At 70.7% G+C, this 18,870-nt stretch carries 20 protein-coding genes; 4 read left to right on the plus strand and 16 right to left on the minus strand.

The annotated features are described in order from the left end of the window. Window positions 1-58: 58 nt before the first annotated feature. Window positions 59-772, plus strand: coding sequence for a trimeric intracellular cation channel family protein (locus ACK4LS_RS08520; RefSeq protein ID WP_409716041.1), 714 nt, complete (start codon window positions 59-61; stop codon window positions 770-772). 51 nt (window positions 773-823) lie between these two features. On the opposite strand, the gene ACK4LS_RS08525 is transcribed toward ACK4LS_RS08520, so the two are convergent. The 16 genes from ACK4LS_RS08525 to lepA form a co-directional block, all read right to left on the minus strand. Then, entirely contained in the window at window positions 824-1,612 is a 789-nt protein-coding gene (locus ACK4LS_RS08525; protein WP_409716044.1) for an MOSC domain-containing protein, read from the minus strand. A gap of 40 nt (window positions 1,613-1,652) precedes the next feature. Beyond that, entirely contained in the window at window positions 1,653-2,441 is a 789-nt protein-coding gene (locus ACK4LS_RS08530) for a methyltransferase domain-containing protein (protein WP_409716047.1), read from the minus strand. Window positions 2,442-2,451: 10 nt separating this feature from the next. Then, the gene (gene leuA / locus ACK4LS_RS08535) at window positions 2,452-4,212 is read right to left on the minus strand and encodes a 2-isopropylmalate synthase (protein ID WP_409716050.1); all 1,761 of its coding nucleotides are present in this window, start codon (window positions 4,210-4,212) and stop codon (window positions 2,452-2,454) included. Window positions 4,213-4,362: 150 nt separating this feature from the next. Continuing rightward, a complete protein-coding gene (locus tag ACK4LS_RS08540; RefSeq protein WP_409716053.1) occupies window positions 4,363-4,989 on the minus strand; it encodes a GNAT family N-acetyltransferase in 627 nt (208 codons plus the stop codon). Beyond that, window positions 4,986-5,933 carry a zinc-binding alcohol dehydrogenase family protein gene (locus tag ACK4LS_RS08545; RefSeq protein ID WP_409716056.1) on the minus strand — a complete coding sequence of 316 codons (948 nt, stop codon included), beginning with the start codon at window positions 5,931-5,933 and terminating at the stop codon, window positions 4,986-4,988. Before ACK4LS_RS08545 ends, ACK4LS_RS08540 begins: the two co-directional genes overlap by 4 nt. A gap of 149 nt (window positions 5,934-6,082) precedes the next feature. Continuing rightward, window positions 6,083-6,976 (minus strand): GTPase Era, encoded by an 894-nt coding sequence (gene era, locus ACK4LS_RS08550; protein WP_409716059.1) that lies wholly within the window; start codon window positions 6,974-6,976, stop codon window positions 6,083-6,085. Next, window positions 6,973-8,283, minus strand: a complete 1,311-nt coding sequence (locus tag ACK4LS_RS08555) for a hemolysin family protein (RefSeq protein WP_409716062.1) — start codon at window positions 8,281-8,283, stop codon at window positions 6,973-6,975. Before ACK4LS_RS08555 ends, era begins: the two co-directional genes overlap by 4 nt. After that, window positions 8,280-8,747 carry an rRNA maturation RNase YbeY gene (ybeY, locus tag ACK4LS_RS08560; protein ID WP_409716065.1) on the minus strand — a complete coding sequence of 156 codons (468 nt, stop codon included), beginning with the start codon at window positions 8,745-8,747 and terminating at the stop codon, window positions 8,280-8,282. The genes ACK4LS_RS08555 and ybeY overlap by 4 nt, the downstream gene beginning before the upstream one ends. Continuing rightward, complete coding sequence (locus tag ACK4LS_RS08565) at window positions 8,744-9,769, minus strand: PhoH family protein (RefSeq protein WP_409716162.1); 1,026 nt, start codon at window positions 9,767-9,769, stop codon at window positions 8,744-8,746. Before ACK4LS_RS08565 ends, ybeY begins: the two co-directional genes overlap by 4 nt. Window positions 9,770-9,818: 49 nt before the next feature. Continuing rightward, window positions 9,819-10,166: an HIT domain-containing protein gene (locus tag ACK4LS_RS08570; RefSeq protein WP_409716068.1), complete on the minus strand. Its 348-nt coding sequence runs from the start codon at window positions 10,164-10,166 to the stop codon at window positions 9,819-9,821. A gap of 133 nt (window positions 10,167-10,299) precedes the next feature. After that, on the minus strand, window positions 10,300-11,034 hold the full coding sequence (locus ACK4LS_RS08575) for a 16S rRNA (uracil(1498)-N(3))-methyltransferase (protein ID WP_409716070.1): 735 nt from the start codon (window positions 11,032-11,034) through the stop codon (window positions 10,300-10,302). A gap of 2 nt (window positions 11,035-11,036) precedes the next feature. Continuing rightward, window positions 11,037-12,158, minus strand: a complete 1,122-nt coding sequence (dnaJ, locus tag ACK4LS_RS08580; protein WP_409716073.1) for a molecular chaperone DnaJ — start codon at window positions 12,156-12,158, stop codon at window positions 11,037-11,039. Window positions 12,159-12,205: 47 nt separating this feature from the next. Beyond that, the gene (gene hrcA / locus ACK4LS_RS08585; protein WP_409716076.1) at window positions 12,206-13,246 is read right to left on the minus strand and encodes a heat-inducible transcriptional repressor HrcA; all 1,041 of its coding nucleotides are present in this window, start codon (window positions 13,244-13,246) and stop codon (window positions 12,206-12,208) included. Window positions 13,247-13,372: 126 nt separating this feature from the next. Beyond that, window positions 13,373-14,590, minus strand: a complete 1,218-nt coding sequence (gene hemW / locus ACK4LS_RS08590) for a radical SAM family heme chaperone HemW (protein WP_409716078.1) — start codon at window positions 14,588-14,590, stop codon at window positions 13,373-13,375. Beyond that, the gene (locus ACK4LS_RS08595) at window positions 14,590-15,234 is read right to left on the minus strand and encodes a DUF1990 family protein (protein WP_409716081.1); all 645 of its coding nucleotides are present in this window, start codon (window positions 15,232-15,234) and stop codon (window positions 14,590-14,592) included. Before ACK4LS_RS08595 ends, hemW begins: the two co-directional genes overlap by 1 nt. Before the next feature lie 26 nt (window positions 15,235-15,260). Beyond that, a complete protein-coding gene (gene lepA / locus ACK4LS_RS08600; RefSeq protein WP_409716084.1) occupies window positions 15,261-17,105 on the minus strand; it encodes a translation elongation factor 4 in 1,845 nt (614 codons plus the stop codon). Between the two features lie 87 nt (window positions 17,106-17,192). On the opposite strand from lepA, the gene ACK4LS_RS08605 reads away from it, so the two are divergent. From ACK4LS_RS08605 to ACK4LS_RS08615, 3 genes are all read left to right on the plus strand, one after another. Then, window positions 17,193-17,918 carry an alpha/beta fold hydrolase gene (locus ACK4LS_RS08605; RefSeq protein ID WP_409716087.1) on the plus strand — a complete coding sequence of 242 codons (726 nt, stop codon included), beginning with the start codon at window positions 17,193-17,195 and terminating at the stop codon, window positions 17,916-17,918. A gap of 115 nt (window positions 17,919-18,033) precedes the next feature. Beyond that, window positions 18,034-18,294 (plus strand): 30S ribosomal protein S20, encoded by a 261-nt coding sequence (gene rpsT / locus ACK4LS_RS08610; RefSeq protein ID WP_013586458.1) that lies wholly within the window; start codon window positions 18,034-18,036, stop codon window positions 18,292-18,294. 219 nt (window positions 18,295-18,513) lie between these two features. Beyond that, window positions 18,514-18,759 carry a hypothetical protein gene (locus tag ACK4LS_RS08615; RefSeq protein WP_409716091.1) on the plus strand — a complete coding sequence of 82 codons (246 nt, stop codon included), beginning with the start codon at window positions 18,514-18,516 and terminating at the stop codon, window positions 18,757-18,759. The last annotated feature ends 111 nt before the right edge of the window (window positions 18,760-18,870 follow it).

Below are 18,870 nucleotides of genomic sequence, written 5' to 3' on the forward strand. Positions count from 1 at the left end.
CGCCCACCCGTGAGCGGCCTGCGCGGCGCGCGCGGCGCCGGCCCGGCGAGGCGGAAGAATGGATGCCGTGGACGCGCCCTCCTTCGTCATCCCCCTGTGGGCGGATCTCACCGCCGTCGCGCTCGGTGGCGTGCAGGGCGCGCTGTTCGCCTCGGGCTTCCAGGGTCAGCGCCGCCTCGATCTCCTCGGGGTCGCGATCATCGGCATCCTGCTGGGGATGGGCGGGGGGCTCATCCGCGACCTGCTGCTGGGACTGACCCCGGCGACCCTCCAGAGCGACTGGTACCTCATCACCGCGACCCTCGCCTCGATCGTGGGCATGCTGCTGTCGGGGATCTTCCAGCGGCTGAACCGCGCGATCGTCATGCTCGACGCGGTGGTGATCGGCCTGTTCGGCGCGTTCGGCACCTCGAAGGCGCTGGCCCTGGGACTGCCCGCGGTGCCCGCGGTCTTCGTGGGCGTACTCGCGGCGGTCGGCGGCAGCGTGCTGCGCGACGTGCTCATGGGGCTGCCGGTGGCGATCATGCACGTCGGCTCGCTCTACGCCGTCGCCGCGGGCGGCGGCTGCGCGGTGCTCGCCGTGACGGCGGCGTTCGGGGTGCCGCTGCCGCTCGCCGCCGTCGTCGGGCTCGTCGTGACCACCGTCATCCGGGTGCTCGCGGTGCTGTTCGACCTCTCGCTGCCCGAGCAGCGCAAGCTCTACCGCCGCAAGGTCGCGGTCGAGACCACCGGCATCCCGATCATCCGTCCCTCCGACCCACCCCGCGCGTGAGGGGTCGGAAAGCGTCGCCGAGCGCCGGCCGAGGCGACAGAAAGCGACCCCTCAGGCGGGTGGGACGAGCGTGACCTCGTCGCCGACGCGGATCGTGCCGCCCCCCTCCACGGGAAGCAGAAGGATGCCGAGGGTCGCCTCGGCCTGACCGAACTCGCTCGTGAGCACGCGCAGCAGGCGTGCGTCGCGCACGCCCGTGTCGGGATTGGCGGTGATGGCCGCGCACCGTTCGATCGGCTTCTGCACCTCGAACAGCACCTCGCCGATGCGGAGACGTCCGGTCCACTCGAGCTCGGTCCACGCCTCGGCTCCCGAGACGACGATGTTCGAGCGGAACCGGCGATCGTCGACGGGCGCCGTCACCGCGGCATCCACCGCTTCCACCGACGCCGCACCGTGCAGCGAGATGTATCCCTGTGGACGGTCCTGGAACCGCGCGGTGCGACCGTCGCCGAGAAGACCGAGGGGCAGGATGCCATCGGCCTCGAGCAGTCGCGCATCACTCGTCGTGAGCAGATACGCGGTGACCGCCTCGCTGAGGCGCGCGCGGCCCTCCTCGCTCAGATCGGCCGTCACGTCGATGTCGTCGACGCGCAGGCGCAGGGTCTGCGCCTCGTCGTCGAACGCGAGATCGATGCGGGCCAGGGTGGGGAACGTCATGAGCGCGAGTCCGCGGCTCTTCGGGTAGGTGGCATCCGCCGGCTCGAGGGCGTCCGCGAAGCGGAACACGAGGGAACGATCGCCCGGCACGCGACCGTCGGGCTGGATCACGAGGCTCTCGCGCCTCTCGGGCGTGAAGCCCTTCACGGGATAGCGGGAGAGGGCGTCGACACGGATCACGCGACCCATCCTCGCATCGGTGTCGACGCCCTCCCGCGCGTCACGCCCGCGCTCGCACCTCACCGTGGGGCAGGAGGATCCACCCGTCGGGGTGCGCCGCCCATTCGCGCCAGGCGTCGGAGATGCGTTGCAGCGTCGCGTCGTCGGCGAGACCGAGGCGGCGAGCGTGCCCGGCGAACGCGGACGCGAGCACCCGGTCGGCCCACATCCCGCCCCACCACGCGCGCTTGTCGGGCGTGTCGAACACCCACACGCTCGCGCTCGCCTCGACGCGGGTGAATCCGGCTTCCCGGGCCCACGCCTTGAGCGCGCGGCCCGCATCGGGCTCCCCCGACGATCCGCGGTGGACGCCGTGATAGATCTCGAGCCACTCGTCGAGGGCGGGGATGAGGGGATGCCAGATCACGCCGCCGTAATCGACGTCGCGCACCGCGACCAAGCCCTCGTGTCCCGCGACGCGGCGGAACTCCCGCAGCGCCTCGACGGGCCGCGCGAGGTGTTGAAGCACCTGGTGCGCGTGGACGATGTCGAACGAGGCGTCGGGCACGTCGAGCGCGTACGCATCGCCGGTGCGGAACGTCACGTTCGTGCGCCCACCCACGGCGGCACGGGCGATGTCGACGACGTCGGGGGCGGCATCCACCCCCACGACCTCGCCCGGGAAGACCCGGTCGGCGAGGTCGACGGTGATGGTGCCGGGGCCGGCGCCCACATCGAGGATGCGGGCGCCGGCGAACAGGGAAGACACCAGGTAGGCCGCCGAGTCGGCGACGGTGCGGGCGGCGTGGGAACGCAGCACGCTCTCGTGGTGTCCGTGGGCGTAGGCCACGGCCCGACGCTCAGACGCCGGCGAGGGCGCCGGACGACTGGCGCGTGCGGATCGCGCGGTTCACGCCGGAGACGATCGCCTTCAGGGACGCGGTCGAGATGTCGCCGTCGATGCCCACGCCCCACAGTCGCTGGTCGTCGACCTGCAGCTCGACGTAGGCCGCGGCCTGGGCGTCGCCACCGGAGCTGAGCGCGTGCTCGACGTAGTCGTAGAGCGTGACCTCGAAGCCCTGTGCCCGCACGATCTCGAGGAACGCGGCCACCGGCCCGTTGCCGACGGCGGACGCGGGGTGCACGGCATCGCCGTCGCGCAGCGAGACGTCGAGGTGCACGTCGCCCGACATGTCGCTGGACGACCGGGTCGACACCAGCTCGAAGCGGCCCCACCGCTGGGTGTCGTCTTCCGCGGGAAGGTATTCGTCGGTGAAGATGTCCCAGATCTGCGCGCTCGAGACCTCGCCGCCCTCAGCATCGGTGCGTGCCTGCACGACGCCGGAGAACTCGATCTGCAGTTTGCGCGGCAGATCGATCGCATGATCGGCCTTGAGCAGGTAGGCGACGCCGCCCTTGCCCGACTGCGAGTTCACGCGGATGACGGCCTCGTACGAACGGCCCAGGTCCTTCGGGTCGATGGGCAGGTACGGCACCGCCCACTCGATGTCGTCGATGCTCTTGCCTTCGGCTTCCGCGCGGGCCTCCATGGCCTCGAAGCCCTTCTTGATGGCATCCTGATGCGAACCGCTGAAGGCCGTGAACACGAGGTCGCCGGCCCACGGGCTGCGCTCGGGGACGGGCAGCTGGTTGCAGTACTCGACCGTGCGCTTGACCTGGTCGATGTCGCTGAAGTCGATCTGGGGGTCGATGCCCTGCGTCAGCATGTTGACGCCCAGGGCGACCAGGTCGACGTTGCCGGTGCGCTCCCCGTTGCCGAACAGGCAGCCCTCGATGCGATCGGCGCCGGCCAGGTAACCCAGCTCGGCGGCGGCGACGGCGGTCCCGCGGTCGTTGTGCGGGTGCAGCGAGAGGATGACGTTCTCGCGGTGGTTCAGGTGGCGCGACATCCACTCGATCGAGTCGGCGTAGACGTTGGGGGTGGCCATCTCGACGGTGGCGGGCAGGTTCAGGATGACCTTGCGCTCGGGCGTGGGCTCGAGCACCTCCAGCACCTCGTTGCAGATGCGGAGGGCGAACTCGAGCTCCGTACCCGTGTAGCTCTCGGGCGAGTACTCGTAGAAGACCTCAGTCTGCGGGATCGTCGCTTCGTACTTGCGGCACAGGCGCGCGCCCTCGAGGGCGATGTCGACGATGCCCTGCTCATCGGTGCGGAAGACGACCTCGCGCTGCAACACGCTCGTGGAGTTGTACAGGTGCACGATGGCCTGCTTGGCACCGGCGATCGCATCGTACGTGCGGGCGATCAGGTGCTCGCGCGCCTGCGTCAGCACCTGGATGGTGACGTCGTCGGGAATCAGGTCCTCGTCGATGAGCTGACGGACGAAGTCGAAGTCGGTCTGGCTGGCGCTGGGGAAACCGACCTCGATCTCCTTGTAGCCCATCTTGACGAGCAGATCGAACATCACGCGCTTGCGCTCGGGGCTCATCGGATCGATGAGAGCCTGGTTGCCGTCGCGCAGGTCGACGGCGCACCAACGGGGCGCGGTCTCGATGCGGTTCGAGGGCCAGGTGCGGTCCGGCAGGTCGACGCGGATCTGCTCGTGGAACGGACGGTACTTGTGCACCGGAGCGGACGTGGGCTTCTGGGTGTTCTTCATGATGTGTCGCTTCTTTAGATTCGTTCGGTGGGGCCGACGACGATCTCCGCGACGAGGAAGGCCCTTAGAACGAGGACTCGTCGCGGCAGCTAAGAAGAAGCAGGCCACCGAAGCGCATTCTGCGATCGTAGCAGCCCCCCGTGCGCGGGCTCACTCCCCCGCGTCGCCCCCCGCGTCGTCGAGACGCCACTCGCGGGCCAGCACGGCGTAGTCGAGCTCGTCGCTCCAACGGCCCTTGAACCACTCGTTCTCGACGAGGTGCGCCTCGCGCCGCATGCCGAGACGCTCGGCGAGGGCCGCCGACCGGGTGTTCTCGGCATCGATCCGCGCGACCAGGCGACGGAGCCCGTACACGCTGAACGCCGTGTCGATGAGCGCGCGCACCGCCTCGGTGGCGAGCCCCCGGCCGGATGCCGCCGGGCTCACGACCCAGCCGATCTCGGCCGAGCCCGCCGCCGTGTCGACGTGGAAGAGCACGAGATCGCCGATGACCTCTGCATCGCTCACCCCCTCGATCACGAGCACGACGCCGGCGTTCTCGCCGTGCAGACTCGTTCGACCGAAGAGGTGGCCGATGCGACGACGGATGTCGTCGGGCGACTGCGGCTCGAACGGCAGGAAACGGCACACCTCCGCATCGCCCCGGTAGACGGCCATGGCCTCGAGATCGGCTTCGACGAACGGTCGGAGCCGCACGCGCTCGCGCTCCACCTCGAGGGCCTCGGGCGCGGGCGGCAGCAGGAACGGCGAGGGCTCTGCCGCGGCGGGTGTGCTCACGGCTCCAGCGCGACCTTGCCGCCGGGGTGGCCCGTCATCACGAATCCCACCGCGTCGATCGCGTCGGCGAGGGGGTAGGTGCGCGCGATCGGCACCTCGAGGGCTCCGGATGCCGCGAGCTCGAGCACGCGCGCCCGCGCGATGTCGCGGAACCGTGCGCTCTCGGGCCGCGCCCCGGCGATCCAGAGGAAGTCGTCGTCCTTCGCGCGGTCCGGCGCCACGATCGTGACGATGCGGTCGCGCGGGGTGACGAATTCGAGCGACACATCGATGGCCTCGTCGGTGCCCGCGGCATCCCAGGCCGCGGCGATCGGTGCGCCGTCGGCCGCGGCCTCGACGCGCTCGCGCAGACCGGCGCCGTAGGCCACCGGGATGCCGCCGTAGTGACGCACGCGTTCCGCTGAGTCGGCGGCATCCGGGCTCACCGTACCGATCACGCGCACGCCGAGGGCGCGAGCCTGCTGCAGCAGGCTCACCCCGACCGCCCCGGAAGCCGCGTGCAGGAGCACGGTCTCGCCCGCGACCACGCGCGTGACCTGGATCATCTCGGCGGCGGTCGTCCCGGCGAGGAGGAGGTTCGCCGCCTCGGGGTGCGAGAGCGTCGCGGGCTTGGCGAACACGTCGCGCGCGGGGACGGTGACGAAGGTGGCATAGGCACCCTGCACCCGGAACGCCACGACCTCGTCGCCCGTGTGCAGGTCGCCCGATCCGCCCACGGCGTCGGTGCCGACGGCGGTGATCTCGCCCGACAGCTCATAGCCGATGGGCACGGGGAACCGAGCTCCCGGTCGCGCCTGGGCGACGTGCTTCGCATCGGCGGGGTTGACCCCCGCCGCGCGGACGCGGATCGTGACCTCGTCGGGCCCCGGAGCGGGAACCTCGACCTCGTCGAAGCTCCAGGTCTCGATGGGGCCGGGGGCCGGAGCCGTCCACCTCTTCGCCATGACCGCACCTTCCGTCGTTGTGGTTCGTGAGTCGTGCTCGGCGACGCCGTGCCGGGCGCCGTCGATCCGCGGTCGCGGTCGGCGCCCGTAGTCGGCGTCTGTGATCGTCGGGGCCGGTGGCGCCGCCGGCGTCGTCCGGCGGGCCGGGCTCAGAAGCCGAGGCGCCCCAGCTGCTTGGGGTCGCGCTGCCATTCTTTCGCGACACGGACGTGCAGCGAAAGGTAGACACGGCCACCGACCAGCGGTTCGATGCCGGCGCGGGCGCGCGCGCCCACATCGGCCAGGCGCGAGCCCTTGCGACCGATGATGATCGCCTTCTGACTGTCGCGCTCGACCACGATGTTCGCCCACACGTCGGTGAGGTCGCTGTCTTCGCGGGGGGCGACGTCGTCGACGGTCACGGCGATCGAGTGGGGAAGCTCATCGCGCACCCCGTGCAGCGCCGCTTCGCGGATGATCTCGGCGATGCGGTCTTCGAGCGTCTCGTCGGTCACCACGTCGTCGGCGTAGAGCGCCGGGCCCACGGGCATGAGGGCGAGCAGTTCGTCGCTCAGCACGTCGAGCTGGTCGTTGGTGACGGCCGACAGCGGGATGACCGCGGCCCAGTCCTCGCGCAGGGCGTCGACCTCGACGAGGCGCTCGGTGATCTGATCACGCGTCGCCGCGTCGGTCTTCGTGACGAGCGCGACCTTCTTCGCGCGCGGGTAGCCCGACAGCGATTCGGCGATGCGACGGTCTCCGGGACCGACCTTCTCGGTCGCCGGGGCGCAGAAGGCGATCACGTCGACGTCGCCGAGCACCTGCTCGACGAGGTCGTTCAGGCGCTGCCCGAGAAGGGTGCGCGGGCGGTGGATGCCGGGGGTGTCGACGACCACGAGCTGCCCGCCGGGACGGTTGACGATGCCGCGGATGGCGCGGCGCGTGGTCTGCGGCTTCTCGCTCGTGATGGCGACCTTCTCGCCCACGAGCGCGTTGGTCAGCGTGGACTTGCCGACGTTCGGCCGGCCCACGAAGGTCACGAAGCCGGATCGGGTGTCGGTCATCTGTCGTTCCTTTCACGCGTCGAGGCTTCGACCTCGACGTCGTCGTCGACGAGCTGTTCGCTGCGCTCGACGATCACGGTGGCGATGCCCCGGTTCCGACCGCGCGAGGCGCCGCCGGTCATCACGAGGCCGGAGTGCTCGGCGGTGGCGCCGGGCTGCGGGATGCGTCCGAGGGCCTTGCCCAGCAGACCACCGATCGAGTCGACGTCTTCGTCGTCGAGCTCGAGGCCGAACAGGTCGCCGACCTCGTCGAGACCGAGGCGGGCGTTCACGCGGTAGCGACCGTCGGGCAGCTCGACGACCTCGGTGGAGGGGGCGTCGTACTCGTCGGCGATCTCGCCCACGAGCTCCTCGATGAGGTCTTCGAGGGTCACGAGGCCCGCGACCCCGCCGTACTCGTCGACGACCAGGCAGACGTGCACGGCATCCTTCTTCATCTGCTGCAGCAGGGTCTCGGCCTTCATCGACTCGGGGACGAACACGGCGGGACGCGCGATTCGACGGATGGGCGCGTCGCGCCAGCCCGCCTCATCGCGGAAGCCGAACTGCACCAGGTCTTTCAGGTACAGCACCCCCACGACGTCGTCGGCGTCGTCGTCGGCGAGGGGGACGCGCGAGACGCCCTTGTCGAGGAACAGCGCGAGCGCTTCGCGGGAGGTGGCTGCGGCATCCACCGTCACCATGTCGGTGCGCGGGACCATCACCTCGCGCACGTACCGGTCGGTGAAGTCGAAGACCGAGTGGATGAGTTCGCGGTCGTCTTCCTCGATGAGCTCGTTCTCGGTCGCCTCGTCGATGATGCTGAGCAACTGCTCCTCCGACGCGAACGACGTCGAATGGGTGATCCCCGGGGTCACGCGGTTTCCGACGGCCACGAGGCCGTGCGCGAGGGGACCGAGCAGGATGCGCATGCCGCGGATGATCGGCGCACCGCCGCGCAGCAGACCGCGGGCGTGCTGCCGCCCGACCGAGCGCGGACTCGCCCCCACGGCGACGAACGAGATGCCCGTCATGAGCACCGCCGCGGCCGCGACGGCCAGCCAGATGTCGTCGAAGATGAGCATGAACGCCGCGGCGACCAGCACGGCGGCGGTCGTCTCGGCGAGGACGCGGATGAAGACGACGGCGGTGACGTGGGCACTCGTGTCGTCGGCGATACGGCGCAGCGCACGGGCGTTGCGCCCCGACGCGCCCAGTTCGAGCAGGTCGGCGCGCGAGGTGACACCCAACGCCGCCTCGGACGCCGCCATGAGGCCACCGAAGGCGACCAGGAGGAAGGCGGCGACGAGGAGCAGCGCCTCGGTCATGCGCGGCGGTGGCGCTCGACGGCCTGGAAGCCGGCGATCAGCTCGCGCTGCAGTCCGAACATCTCGCGTTCCTCATCGGGTTCGGCGTGGTCGAACCCCAGCAGGTGCAGAAGACCGTGGGTGGTGAGGAGGATGAGTTCGTCCTGCGTCGAGTGCTTCGCGGCGACCGCCTGGGTCTCGGCGACCGCGGGGCACAGCACGATGTCGCCGAGCAGGCCGGCCGGGGTGGGGGCGTCCTCCGACCCGGGGCGCAGTTCGTCCATCGGGAAGCTCAGCACGTCGGTGGGGCCCGGCTCGTCCATCCACTGCACGTGCAGCGACTCCATCGCGCCCTCGTCGACGAGCACGATGGCCACGTCGGCGTCGGCGCTGACGTGCAGCTCCGAGAGGTTGTACTCCATCAGGCGCAGCAGCACCTGCTCGTCGACCTCGTGGCCGGATTCGTTGTTGATCTCGATCGTCATGAGCGGTTTCGTCTCGGGAGGTGATCGCGGGGACCGGCGGCACCGGGGCCGCGTCGCTCCGCACGGGTGGCGAACTCGGTGGCTTCGTCTCGCTCGCGACGGGCGGCGAGGCGCTTCTCGTCGTACTCGCTGTACGCGTCGACGATGCGGCCGACCAGCGAGTGGCGCACCACGTCGTCGCTGGTGAGGCGCGAGAAGTGAATGTCGTCGATGTCGCCGAGCACGCGGGTGACGAGCCGGAGGCCCGACGCGCCCTGCGGCAGGTCGACCTGCGTGATGTCGCCGGTGACGACCATGCGCGTGCCGAAGCCCAGACGCGTGAGGAACATCTTCATCTGCTCGGGCGTGGTGTTCTGCGCCTCGTCGAGCACGACGAACGAGTCGTTGAGCGTGCGCCCGCGCATGTACGCGAGCGGCGCGACCTCGATCGTGCCCGTCGCCATGAGCTTGGGGACGATGTCGGGGTCCATCATCTCGTTCAGCGCGTCGTAGAGCGGCCGCAGGTACGGGTCGATCTTGTCGGTGAGGGTGCCGGGGAGGAAGCCCAGGCGCTCGCCGGCCTCGACCGCGGGACGCGTCAGGATGATGCGGCTGACCTCTTTACGCTGCAGCGCCTGCACGGCCTTGGCCATCGCGAGATAGGTCTTGCCGGTACCGGCCGGCCCGATGCCGAACACGATCGTGTTCTCGTCGATCGCGTCGACGTATTCCTTCTGGCCCGCCGTCTTGGGGCGGATGACCTTGCCGCGCGACGACAGGATCGCCTCGCCCATGACCTCGGAGGGACGCGGACCGCCGTCGGTGCGCAGCATCCGGTTCGAGGTCGACACGTCGGCCGGGTCGAGGCCCTGACCTGAGCGCGTCATCGCGAGCAGCTCGTCGACGAGCCCGCGCGCCGCGCGCACCGCCGCGGGCGCGCCCGACAGCGTGATCTCGTTTCCGCGCACGTGCACGTCGACGTCTGGGTGCTCCTTCTCGATCACGCGCAGGAGCCGATCCTGCGGGCCGAGCAGTTGCACCATGGCCACGCCGTCGACGGCGATGTGCTCGACGACGGTCTCTTCGGGGGAATCAGCCACCCAGGCTCTTTTCGTTCAGGCCGCCCGCGAGGACGTGGGCGTGCACGTGGAAGACGGTCTGACCGGCGCCCTCGCCGGTGTTGAAGATCAGACGGAAGTCGCCGTCGGCGTGCTCGGACGCGACGGCGTTGGCGAGGCCGATGACCTCGGTGAGCAGATCGGGGTCGCCGGCGGCGAGCTCGACCACGTTGCGGTACTGCTGCGTCTTCGGGATGACGAGCAGGTGCACCGGAGCCTGCGGCGCGATGTCACGGATCGCGAAGGCGTTCTCGGTCTCGGCCACGATCTCGGCGGGGATCTCGCCCCGGAGGATGCGCGTGAAGATCGACGGTTCGCTCATGGCATCCAGTCTAGTGAGGGCCTCCGACACGCAGGTCGGGCGGGCGTGCACGCATCCCGTCGCGGCACCGCACGCGCCCAGCGGTGCGGGGCGGATTCCTCCGTTGGCGCCTCGAACCGGAGAAGCGACCGCCTCACCACCGCCCGTGCGCCGCGGACAGCACCGAGATCGCCGCCGCCCCGGCGGTGGAAGTCCGCAGCACGGTCTCGCCGAGGCGCACGAGCCGCGCACCGGCGCTCTCGAGCGCGGCGAGCTCCTCGGGGGCGATGCCGCCCTCCGGGCCGACGACGAGCACCACCTCACGTCCGTCCGCCGCCTCGGCGGCCACCTCGGTGAGGCGAACGGATGCCGACGGCTCCAGCACCAGCACCTGCGCCGTGCCGGCGAGGCGCACGAGGTCGGCCGTGCGCGCGACGCCCTCCACCTCGGGGATCCACGCGCGGTGGGCCTGCTTCGCCGCCTCGCGCACGATCGTGCGCCACCGCGCGAGCCCCTTGTCGGCCTTGGCATCCCATCGGGAGACGCTGCGCGCCGCCTGCCACGGCACGATCGCGTCGACGCCGAGCTCGGTCGCCGCCTGCACGGCGAGTTCGTCGCGGTCGCCCTTGGCGAGGGCCTGCACGAGAACGAACCGCGGCGTGGACGGAGCCGCCTCGGCGCGCGCGGTCACCCGCACGTCGACCTGCTTCGGCGTCGACGCCGTCACCACGGCGTCCAGCCATACGCCGCGCCCGTCGCCGAGGGTCACGGCCTCGTCGACGCGGACGCGCCGCACGGCCGCGGCGTGGTGCGCCTCGGCACCCGTGAGCGACACGGCGTCGCCCGGCTGCGCGGATGCCGCGTCGTCGGTGACGAAGTGAAGCGCCACGGTCAGTGCCGGAAGCGGTCGCGGAACTTGCTGAACATGCCCTGCTGGTGCTCGGCGAGACGCGGCCGGGGGGCCTTCGTGCGCTTGGCGAACTCCTCGATGAGGGCGCGCTCCTTGTGATCGAGGCGCGTGGGGGTGACCACGTGCACGTCGACCTTCAGGTCGCCGCGCTGGGTCCCCCGCAGGGGCGTGATCCCACGTCCCTTGATGGTCAGCACGTCGCCCGACTGCACGCCCGCGCGCACCTCGAGGTCGACGCCGCCGTCGAGAGATTCGATCGTCGTGGTGGTGCCGAGGATGGCATCCGGCATCGACACCTCGAGGGTCGCGATGAGGTCGTCGCCCTCGCGACTGAAGGCGTCGTGGGGCTCGACGGTGATCTCGAGGTACAGGTCGCCGTTGGGGCCGCCCGCCGGGCCGACCTCGCCCGAACCCGGAAGCTGCAGGCGCAGTCCCGACTCGACGCCGGCGGGGATGTCGACCGAGACGGTGCGGCGCGCGCGGACACGGCCCTGACCCTGGCAGGTGCCGCAGGGGTAGGGGATGGTCGTGCCGTGGCCCTGGCAGACGCTGCAGGGCGCGCTGGTGACGACGTTGCCGAGGAGGCTGCGCACCGTGCGCTGCACGTGACCGGAGCCGTGGCAGATGTCGCAGGTGACCTCGCTTGTGCCAGGCTGCGTGCACGCGCCCTTGCACGTCTCGCACAGCACGGCGGTGTCGACCTCGAGGTCGCGGTGCGTGCCGAAGACCACGTCGCCGAGCTGCAGCGTCACGCGCACCAGGGCGTCCTGCCCGCGCTCACGGCGCGAGCGGGGTCGAGGGCCACGACCGCCGCCGCCCTGGGCGCCGCCGAAGAACGTCTCGAAGATGTCGCTGAAGCCGCCGAAACCGGCCGCTCCCCCGCCGCCGAACGGGCTCTGGTCGCCGCCCATGTCGTACCGACGCCGCTGCTCGGGGTCGCTGAGCACGTCGTAGGCGTGGGTCACGAGCTTGAAGCGCTCGGAGGCGTCGTCTCCGGGGTTGACGTCGGGGTGCAACTGGCGCGCGAGACGTCGGTACGCACGCTTGATGTCTTCGGGGCTGGCATCGCGTTCGACGCCGAGGACCTCGTAGTGGTCAGCCACAATCGCCTTCCTGCCCGCTCACGCGGGGTCGTTCTCCTGGGTGCTCGTCAGCGCGCGCTGTCGTCGTCTTCGAGCATTCGGGTGAGATAGTGCGCGACGGCGCGGACCGCCGCGAGGTTGGAGGAGTAGTCCATGCGCGTGGGGCCCAGCAGGCCCACGCGTGCACCACCGGTGGAGCCGTCGTAACGGCTGGCGAGCACCGAGGCCTCGATGAGGCCGAACTGCTCGTTCTCGCGGCCGATGCTCGCCGACAGTCCCTGCTCGTCGGCGACCATCTCGCTCATCAGGCGAAGCAGCGTGACCTGCTCCTCGATGGCCTCGAGCAGGGGGTAGATGCTGCCGCGGAAGTCGGATTCCCGTTTCGCGAGGGTCGCGGCCCCGGCCATGACGAGTCGGTCCTGGCGGAACTCTTCGAGCTCCTCCCCCACGACGCGCAGGACGGCGTCGGCGATCACGTCGAGGACCGAGCCCGGGCGGGGACCGTCGCCGAGCGCGTTCGCGACCCGCTGCGCGCAATCCGCGACGCTGTGCCCGACGAGCAGCACGGTCACACGAGCGCGCAACTGCGCGACGTCGCCGTCGCTCGGCTCGACCGGCACCAGCGCGATGCGCTGCGACACCCGCCCGGTGTCGGTCACGAGGATGACGAGCACCCGCGGGCCGCCGAGGGCCACGAGCTCGACGTGCGAGACGTTGGCGCGCGCGAACGAGGGGTACTGCACGATCGCCACCTGGCCGGTGAGGTGCGTGAGTGCTCGCACCGTACGTGCGAGGAGGTCGTCGAGGTCGCCGGCCTCGTCGAGGAACGAGGTGATGGCGCTGCGCTGGGCCGTCGAGAGCGGACGGAGCTCGGCGAGGTGATCGACGAAGACGCGGTAGCCCTTGTCGGTGGGCACGCGCCCCGACGAGGTGTGCGGGGCGACGATGAGGTCTTCGTCTTCGAGCAGCGCCATGTCGTTGCGGATCGTGGCCGCCGAGACGCCGAACGCGTGCCTGTCGACGATCGCCTTGCTGCCGACCGGCTCGCGCGTGTCGACGTAGTCCTGCACGATCGCGCGGAGCACCTGAAGGCCGCGTTCCGACACCATGCGCTGCTCCTCCCGTCTGGCACTCGACTCAGCTGAGTGCCAATTCTACGGGATGCCGCCGACTCGGTGCCGGAGGCGGCCGGCGGCGCGCGCCGCGCGCCGGCACGCGCGCCGCGGCGAGACGCCTCAGGCGGTGAGCGCCCGCACCACGGCATCCGCCAGCAGGCGTCCCCGTCGAGTGAGGACGATGCGCCCGCGCACGGCATCCGTGCCGTCGATGAGGCCGTCGGCGATGAGGGATGCCACCGCCTTGCGGCCCTCGCCGAGGATCTCCGACACGGCCAGTCCTTCACGGATGCGGCTGCGCAGCAGCACCGACTCGAGGCGGCGCGCGGTCTCGTCGGGGCGTTCGCGCGCGGCGGCCGGCGACTCCTCGCCCGCGAGACGCTGGGCGTAGGCGGCGGGGTGCTTGACGTTCCACCAGCGCAGGCCGGCGACGTGGCTGTGCGCCCCGGGTCCGAAGCCCCACCAGTCGGTCCCCCGCCAGTACGCGAGGTTGTGGCGCGAGCGGTGGGCGACCCCGCGCGAGAAGTTCGACACCTCGTACCAGTCGAAGCCGGCCGCGGTCAGCAGATCGTCGGCGAGCTCGTACATGTCGGCCTGCAGGTCGTCGGAGGGCTCCGCGACGGCGCCCGAGCGGATCTGCCGCGCGAGCTTCGTGCCGTCTTCGACGATGAGCGCGTAGGCCGAGATGTGGTCGGGGGCGAGAGCCGTGGCGGCCTCGAGCGAGGCGCGCCAGTCGTCGAGCGACTCCCCCGGCGCGCCGTAGATGAGGTCGACCGACACGTCGAGTCCCGCGCGGCGCGCCGCGGCGACGGCGGTGGCGACGTTCACGGGATCGTGGGTGCGGTCGAGGGCGGCGAGCACGTGCGGCCGTGCCGACTGCATGCCGATCGACAGGCGTGTCACGCCTGCCGCGGCGAGCGTCTGGGCGACGGCGTCGTCGACCGTGTCGGGATTGGCCTCGACGGTGACCTCGGCGCCGTCGGCGATCCCGAACTCCCCGCGCACGGCATCCAGCATCCGGGCCAGGTCGCCCGGCGGGAGCGACGTGGGCGTGCCGCCTCCGAAGAAGACCGTAGATGCCGCGCGCCGACCGCCCGCGGCATCCATCACGGTGCCCGCCAGACGCACCTCGGCGGCGAGGGTGTCGGCGAAGTCGTCTTGGCGGGCGCCGCGCAGCTCGCTCGCGGTGTAGGTGTTGAAGTCGCAGTAGCCGCAGCGCACGCGGCAGAACGGCACGTGCAGGTAGACGCCGAAGTCGGCGGTGGGGTCGATGTCGAGGTCGTCGGGCAGGCGACCGTCGAGGGGCGCGGGATCGCCGAGCGGGAGGGGCCCGCCCATCAGGACGAGTACAACGGCGAGATCGCCCGCAGGTAACGGGCGAACAGCGCCCGGCGGCGCCGGCGCACGCGGCTGGTGAAGAGGCGGTACGAGGGGGCGGTGGGGCGGTCGAACGCCCGCACGACGAACCACACCTCGTCGTTGTCGCGCCACTCGAGCGCGAACAGCTCCTCGCCGCTGACGATCGAGTGACCCACCGTTCCGAGGATGAATCCGATGCGACGCGGCTCCTCGAACACCGAGATGACGCGCAGCTCGGCGTCGGCGCGATGTCCGTCGACCCTGCCGTGCAGGCGCACGCCCGTGCCCGGGCTGACGAACGGCGTGCCGTCGGCGGCGAAGCGCTGCTCGGCCTCGAGGCTGCTGGGCGCGACGGGCGAACCGTCGGCATCGAAACCCACGCCCGAGTAGCCCGCTCCGGATGCCGGGCGCACGTCGCTGATGCTCAGCTCCCCGGTGCGCAGCGGGGCCCACGACAGCAGCAGCTCGCCGGCCGCCGTGAAGCGCTCCTCGCCGCTGCCGATCCGCCAGGAGTCCTCGGCGGGCAGCGAGTGCTCCGGCGGGTACTGCATGAGGTCGTGCGCCTGGGTGGCGCCGACCGCGGCGTAGTCGACCGTGTCGTCCGTGAAGCTCTGCCGACGCATGATCCGCCCCTTCCGGTGTCGCGGGTTTACTTCTTGGTCTCGACGTCGCCCGACAGGGCGGCGATGAACGCCTCCTGCGGCACCTCGACGCGGCCGACCATCTTCATGCGCTTCTTGCCCTCTTTCTGCTTCTCGAGGAGCTTGCGCTTACGCGTGATGTCACCGCCGTAGCACTTGGCGAGCACGTCTTTGCGGATGGCGCGGATGGTCTCGCGCGCGATGATGCGGGCGCCGATCGCGGCCTGGATGGGCACCTCGAACTGCTGGCGCGGAATGAGCTTGCGCAGGCGTTCGGCCATGAGGGTGCCGTAGGCGTACGCCTTCTCGCGGTGCACGATCGAGCTGAAGGCGTCGACCTTCTCACCCTGCAGCAGGATGTCGACCTTCACGAGGTCGGCGGTCTGCTGGCCGGCCGGTTCGTAGTCGAGGCTGGCGTAGCCCTGCGTGCGCGACTTGAGGTGGTCGAAGAAGTCGAACACGATCTCACCGAGGGGCATGTGGTAGCGCAGCTCGACGCGGTCTTCGCTGAGGTACTCCATGCCGAGCAGGGTGCCGCGCCTTGTCTGGCAGAGCTCCATGACGGTGCCGACGTAGTCCTTCGGCAGCAGGATGCCGACCTTGACGATGGGCTCCGAGACCGAGGCCACGCGACCGTCGGGGTACTCGCTGGGGTTGGTGACCGAGACGGTCTCGCCGGTGTCGGTCGTGACCTCGTACGTCACCGACGGTGCGGTGGTGATGAGGTCGAGACCGAACTCGCGCGAGAGGCGCTCGGTGATGATCTCGAGGTGCAGCAGACCGAGGAAGCCCGCGCGGAAACCGAAGCCGAGGGCCACGGAGGTCTCGGGCTCGTACTGCAGCGAGGCGTCGGAGAGCTTGAGCTTGTCGAGGGCTTCGCGCAGCTCGGCGTAATCGCTGCCGTCGATGGGGTAGATGCCCGAGAACACCATGGGCTTCGGGTCGGTGTAGCCGGGCAGGGCGTCGGTGGCGGGCTTGCGATGCGTCGTGATCGTGTCGCCGACCTTCGACTGGCGCACGTCTTTCACGCCGGTGATGAGGTAGCCGACCTCGCCGACGCCGAGGCCGCGCGTGGGCACCGGCTCGGGGCTCGACACGCCGATCTCGAGGAGCTCGTGCGTGGCCGTGGTCGACATCATCTGGATGCGCTCACGGGGCTGCAGCGACCCGTCGATCATGCGGACGTAGGTGACCACGCCGCGGTAGGCGTCGTAGACGGAGTCGAAGATCATCGCGCGGGCCGGGGCGTCGGGCTTGCCGACGGGGGCGGGGATCTTCTCGACGATGAGGTCGAGCAGTTCTTCGACGCCCATGCCGGTCTTGCCGCTGACACGCAGGACGTCTTCGGGGTTTCCGCCGATGAGGCCGGCGAGCTCGGCCGCGTACTTCTCGGGATCGGCGGCCGGGAGGTCGATCTTGTTCAGCACGGGGATGATCTGCAGGTCGTTCTCGAGAGCGAGGTAGAGGTTCGCGAGCGTCTGTGCCTCGATGCCCTGAGCGGCGTCGACCAGCAGGATCGCGCCCTCGCACGCGGCGAGCGAGCGGCTGACCTCGTAGGTGAAGTCGACGTGGCCGGGCGTGTCGATCATGTTCAGGGCGAACGTGCCGTCGGCCGTCGACCAGGGCATGCGCACCGCCTGCGACTTGATCGTGATGCCGCGCTCGCGCTCGATGTCCATCCGGTCGAGGTACTGCGCCCGCATGTCGCGGTCGCTGACCACGCCGGTGATCTGCAGCATGCGGTCGGCCAACGTCGACTTGCCGTGGTCGATGTGGGCGATGATGCAGAAGTTGCGGATCTGCGCCGGCGGGGTGGCGGACGGCTCGAGGGGCTTCAGGGCGCGCGGTGACATGTTCCGTCGATTCTACGCGGCGACCGCCGACATCGCCGTCCGCGGACGCTCAGGCTGCGCCTCGACGGCGCTTCTAAGCTGGATGCCATGGCGGTCCAGGTCGTGCTCGTGCACGGCATCCGCACGTCGGCGACCATGTGGCGCGCCCAGCTCGAGCACCTGCGCGAGCGAGGGAATCCGGCGACGGCCGTCGACCTGCCCGGGCATGGCACGCGGCGAGGCGAGGAGTTCACACTCGACGGCGCGTTCGCCACGATCGACGACGCCGTTCAGGATGCCGCCCGCCGCGGTCCCGTGCTTCTCGTCGGCCACTCGATGGGCGGACTGCTCTCGGTCGAGTACGTCGGGCGCGAGGAGCCTCCCCCCGTCGCGGCGTTCGTGGCGGCATCCTGCACCTCCGTCCCGCGGGGCGTGGGCCTCGCCGCCTACCGCTTCCTCGCGCGCCGTTTCGACGACCTGCCCGATCGCGGCCTCGGGTTGACCAATCGCGTGCTCGAACGCACCCTGCCCCCGGAGACCCGGTCCGACTTCGGCGCGGGTGGTTACGCCTTCGACGCACAGGACACCGCCCTCGCCTCGCTGTCGGTGCTCGACCTGCTCGCCGCGCTGCGGCGCATCGACGTTCCGCTCTGGTTCGTCAACGGGCAGTGGGACCAGCTGCGGGTGAACGAGAAGCTGTTCACCTCCGTCGCCCGCGACGCCGAGCTCATCGTGGTGCCGCGCACGACGCACCTCGTGACGGCGATGCGGCCCCGCGTGTTCAACGCGCTGCTGGACGTGGCGCTCACGACGGTCGAAGCCTCGACCTGGTAGTCTCGACTCTTGGCTTGCGTGTGGGGTTTTTCCCGACCTCCACGACCGCCGGTGCAGCGCCCCTCTACCGCTCGCCCGGCACATCCACTACTCACTCAAACGAAAGACCGTCGACGTGGCGAACATCAAGTCGCAGATCAAGCGCAACAAGACCAACGAGAAGGCGCACGAGCGCAACAAGGCCGTCAAGAGCGAGCTGAAGACGCACGTGCGTCGCACCAAGGAAGCCGTGCTGGCCGGTGACAAGGAAGCCGCCGTCAAGGCGCTCGCCACCGCGACCAAGAAGCTCGACAAGGCCGTGAGCAAGGGTGTCATCCACCAGAACCAGGCCGCGAACCGCAAGTCGGCCATCGCGAAGTCGGTTGCCGCTCTCTGAGCCGCAGCCTTTTCGACAGCCCGTCCCGCATCGCGGGGCGGGCTTCGTCGTTTCCGGGACGACGGCGGTAACCGCGTGCGGCGTTCTCCGCCGCCGGGGTGCGCCCTCGCCTCGAACCATGCGAACGGGGAGGCGGCACCCGCCGGGCCGCTGATCTCCTCCCCGCGGAGGAGGTGGCGCTGCGGCGGCATCCGTAGCGTGGATGCCGGGAGGTGCAGCATGCAGAGCGAACGCGCGGCGAAGATCTTCGGTGACCGGGAGGACCCTCGGGTCCGGCTCGTGGAGCTGTTCGGAGGCGACCTCCCGGTGGGCGGCCAGCCCCCGGAAGCCGCTCTCCGCTGGGCGCAGACCGTGTCGTCGGCGGATCACGACGAGGTCGTCGTGGTGCGCGACCTGCGCCGCGCGGAGCCGAGGCTGACCCTGCGGGCGGCGACGTTCCTGGCCCGCCATCTCGCACGCCGCTGAGCGGTGACCTGCCTCCGAGGACAGGGGATCGTTCCGGAACAGGACGTTCGCCGCCGTATCCGCCCTGTTTTCGAGCGATGTCCTGCCCCGGCGGGGGTGTGGGACCGACGC

Source organism: Microbacterium sp. (assembly GCF_046295495.1).
Taxonomy (GTDB): Bacteria; Actinomycetota; Actinomycetes; order Actinomycetales; family Microbacteriaceae; genus Microbacterium.

Coding starts and splice junctions, on each gene's coding strand:
- ACK4LS_RS08555 (WP_409716062.1), bottom strand. CDS start 8,283: ATGACCGAGGCGCTGCTCCTCGTCGCCGCCTTCCTCCTGGTCGCCTTC.
- ACK4LS_RS08615 (WP_409716091.1), top strand. CDS start 18,514: ATGCAGAGCGAACGCGCGGCGAAGATCTTCGGTGACCGGGAGGACCCT.
- hemW (WP_409716078.1), bottom strand. CDS start 14,590: ATGGGCGGGCCCCTCCCGCTCGGCGATCCCGCGCCCCTCGACGGTCGC.
- hrcA (WP_409716076.1), bottom strand. CDS start 13,246: ATGGTGTCGGAACGCGGCCTTCAGGTGCTCCGCGCGATCGTGCAGGAC.
- ACK4LS_RS08595 (WP_409716081.1), bottom strand. CDS start 15,234: ATGCGTCGGCAGAGCTTCACGGACGACACGGTCGACTACGCCGCGGTC.
- ACK4LS_RS08605 (WP_409716087.1), top strand. CDS start 17,193: ATGGCGGTCCAGGTCGTGCTCGTGCACGGCATCCGCACGTCGGCGACC.
- ACK4LS_RS08565 (WP_409716162.1), bottom strand. CDS start 9,769: ATGGTGCAACTGCTCGGCCCGCAGGATCGGCTCCTGCGCGTGATCGAG.
- ACK4LS_RS08570 (WP_409716068.1), bottom strand. CDS start 10,166: ATGAGCGAACCGTCGATCTTCACGCGCATCCTCCGGGGCGAGATCCCC.
- era (WP_409716059.1), bottom strand. CDS start 6,976: ATGACCGACACCCGATCCGGCTTCGTGACCTTCGTGGGCCGGCCGAAC.
- ACK4LS_RS08520 (WP_409716041.1), top strand. CDS start 59: ATGGATGCCGTGGACGCGCCCTCCTTCGTCATCCCCCTGTGGGCGGAT.
- ACK4LS_RS08545 (WP_409716056.1), bottom strand. CDS start 5,933: ATGGCGAAGAGGTGGACGGCTCCGGCCCCCGGCCCCATCGAGACCTGG.
- leuA (WP_409716050.1), bottom strand. CDS start 4,212: ATGAAGAACACCCAGAAGCCCACGTCCGCTCCGGTGCACAAGTACCGT.
- lepA (WP_409716084.1), bottom strand. CDS start 17,105: ATGTCACCGCGCGCCCTGAAGCCCCTCGAGCCGTCCGCCACCCCGCCG.
- ybeY (WP_409716065.1), bottom strand. CDS start 8,747: ATGACGATCGAGATCAACAACGAATCCGGCCACGAGGTCGACGAGCAG.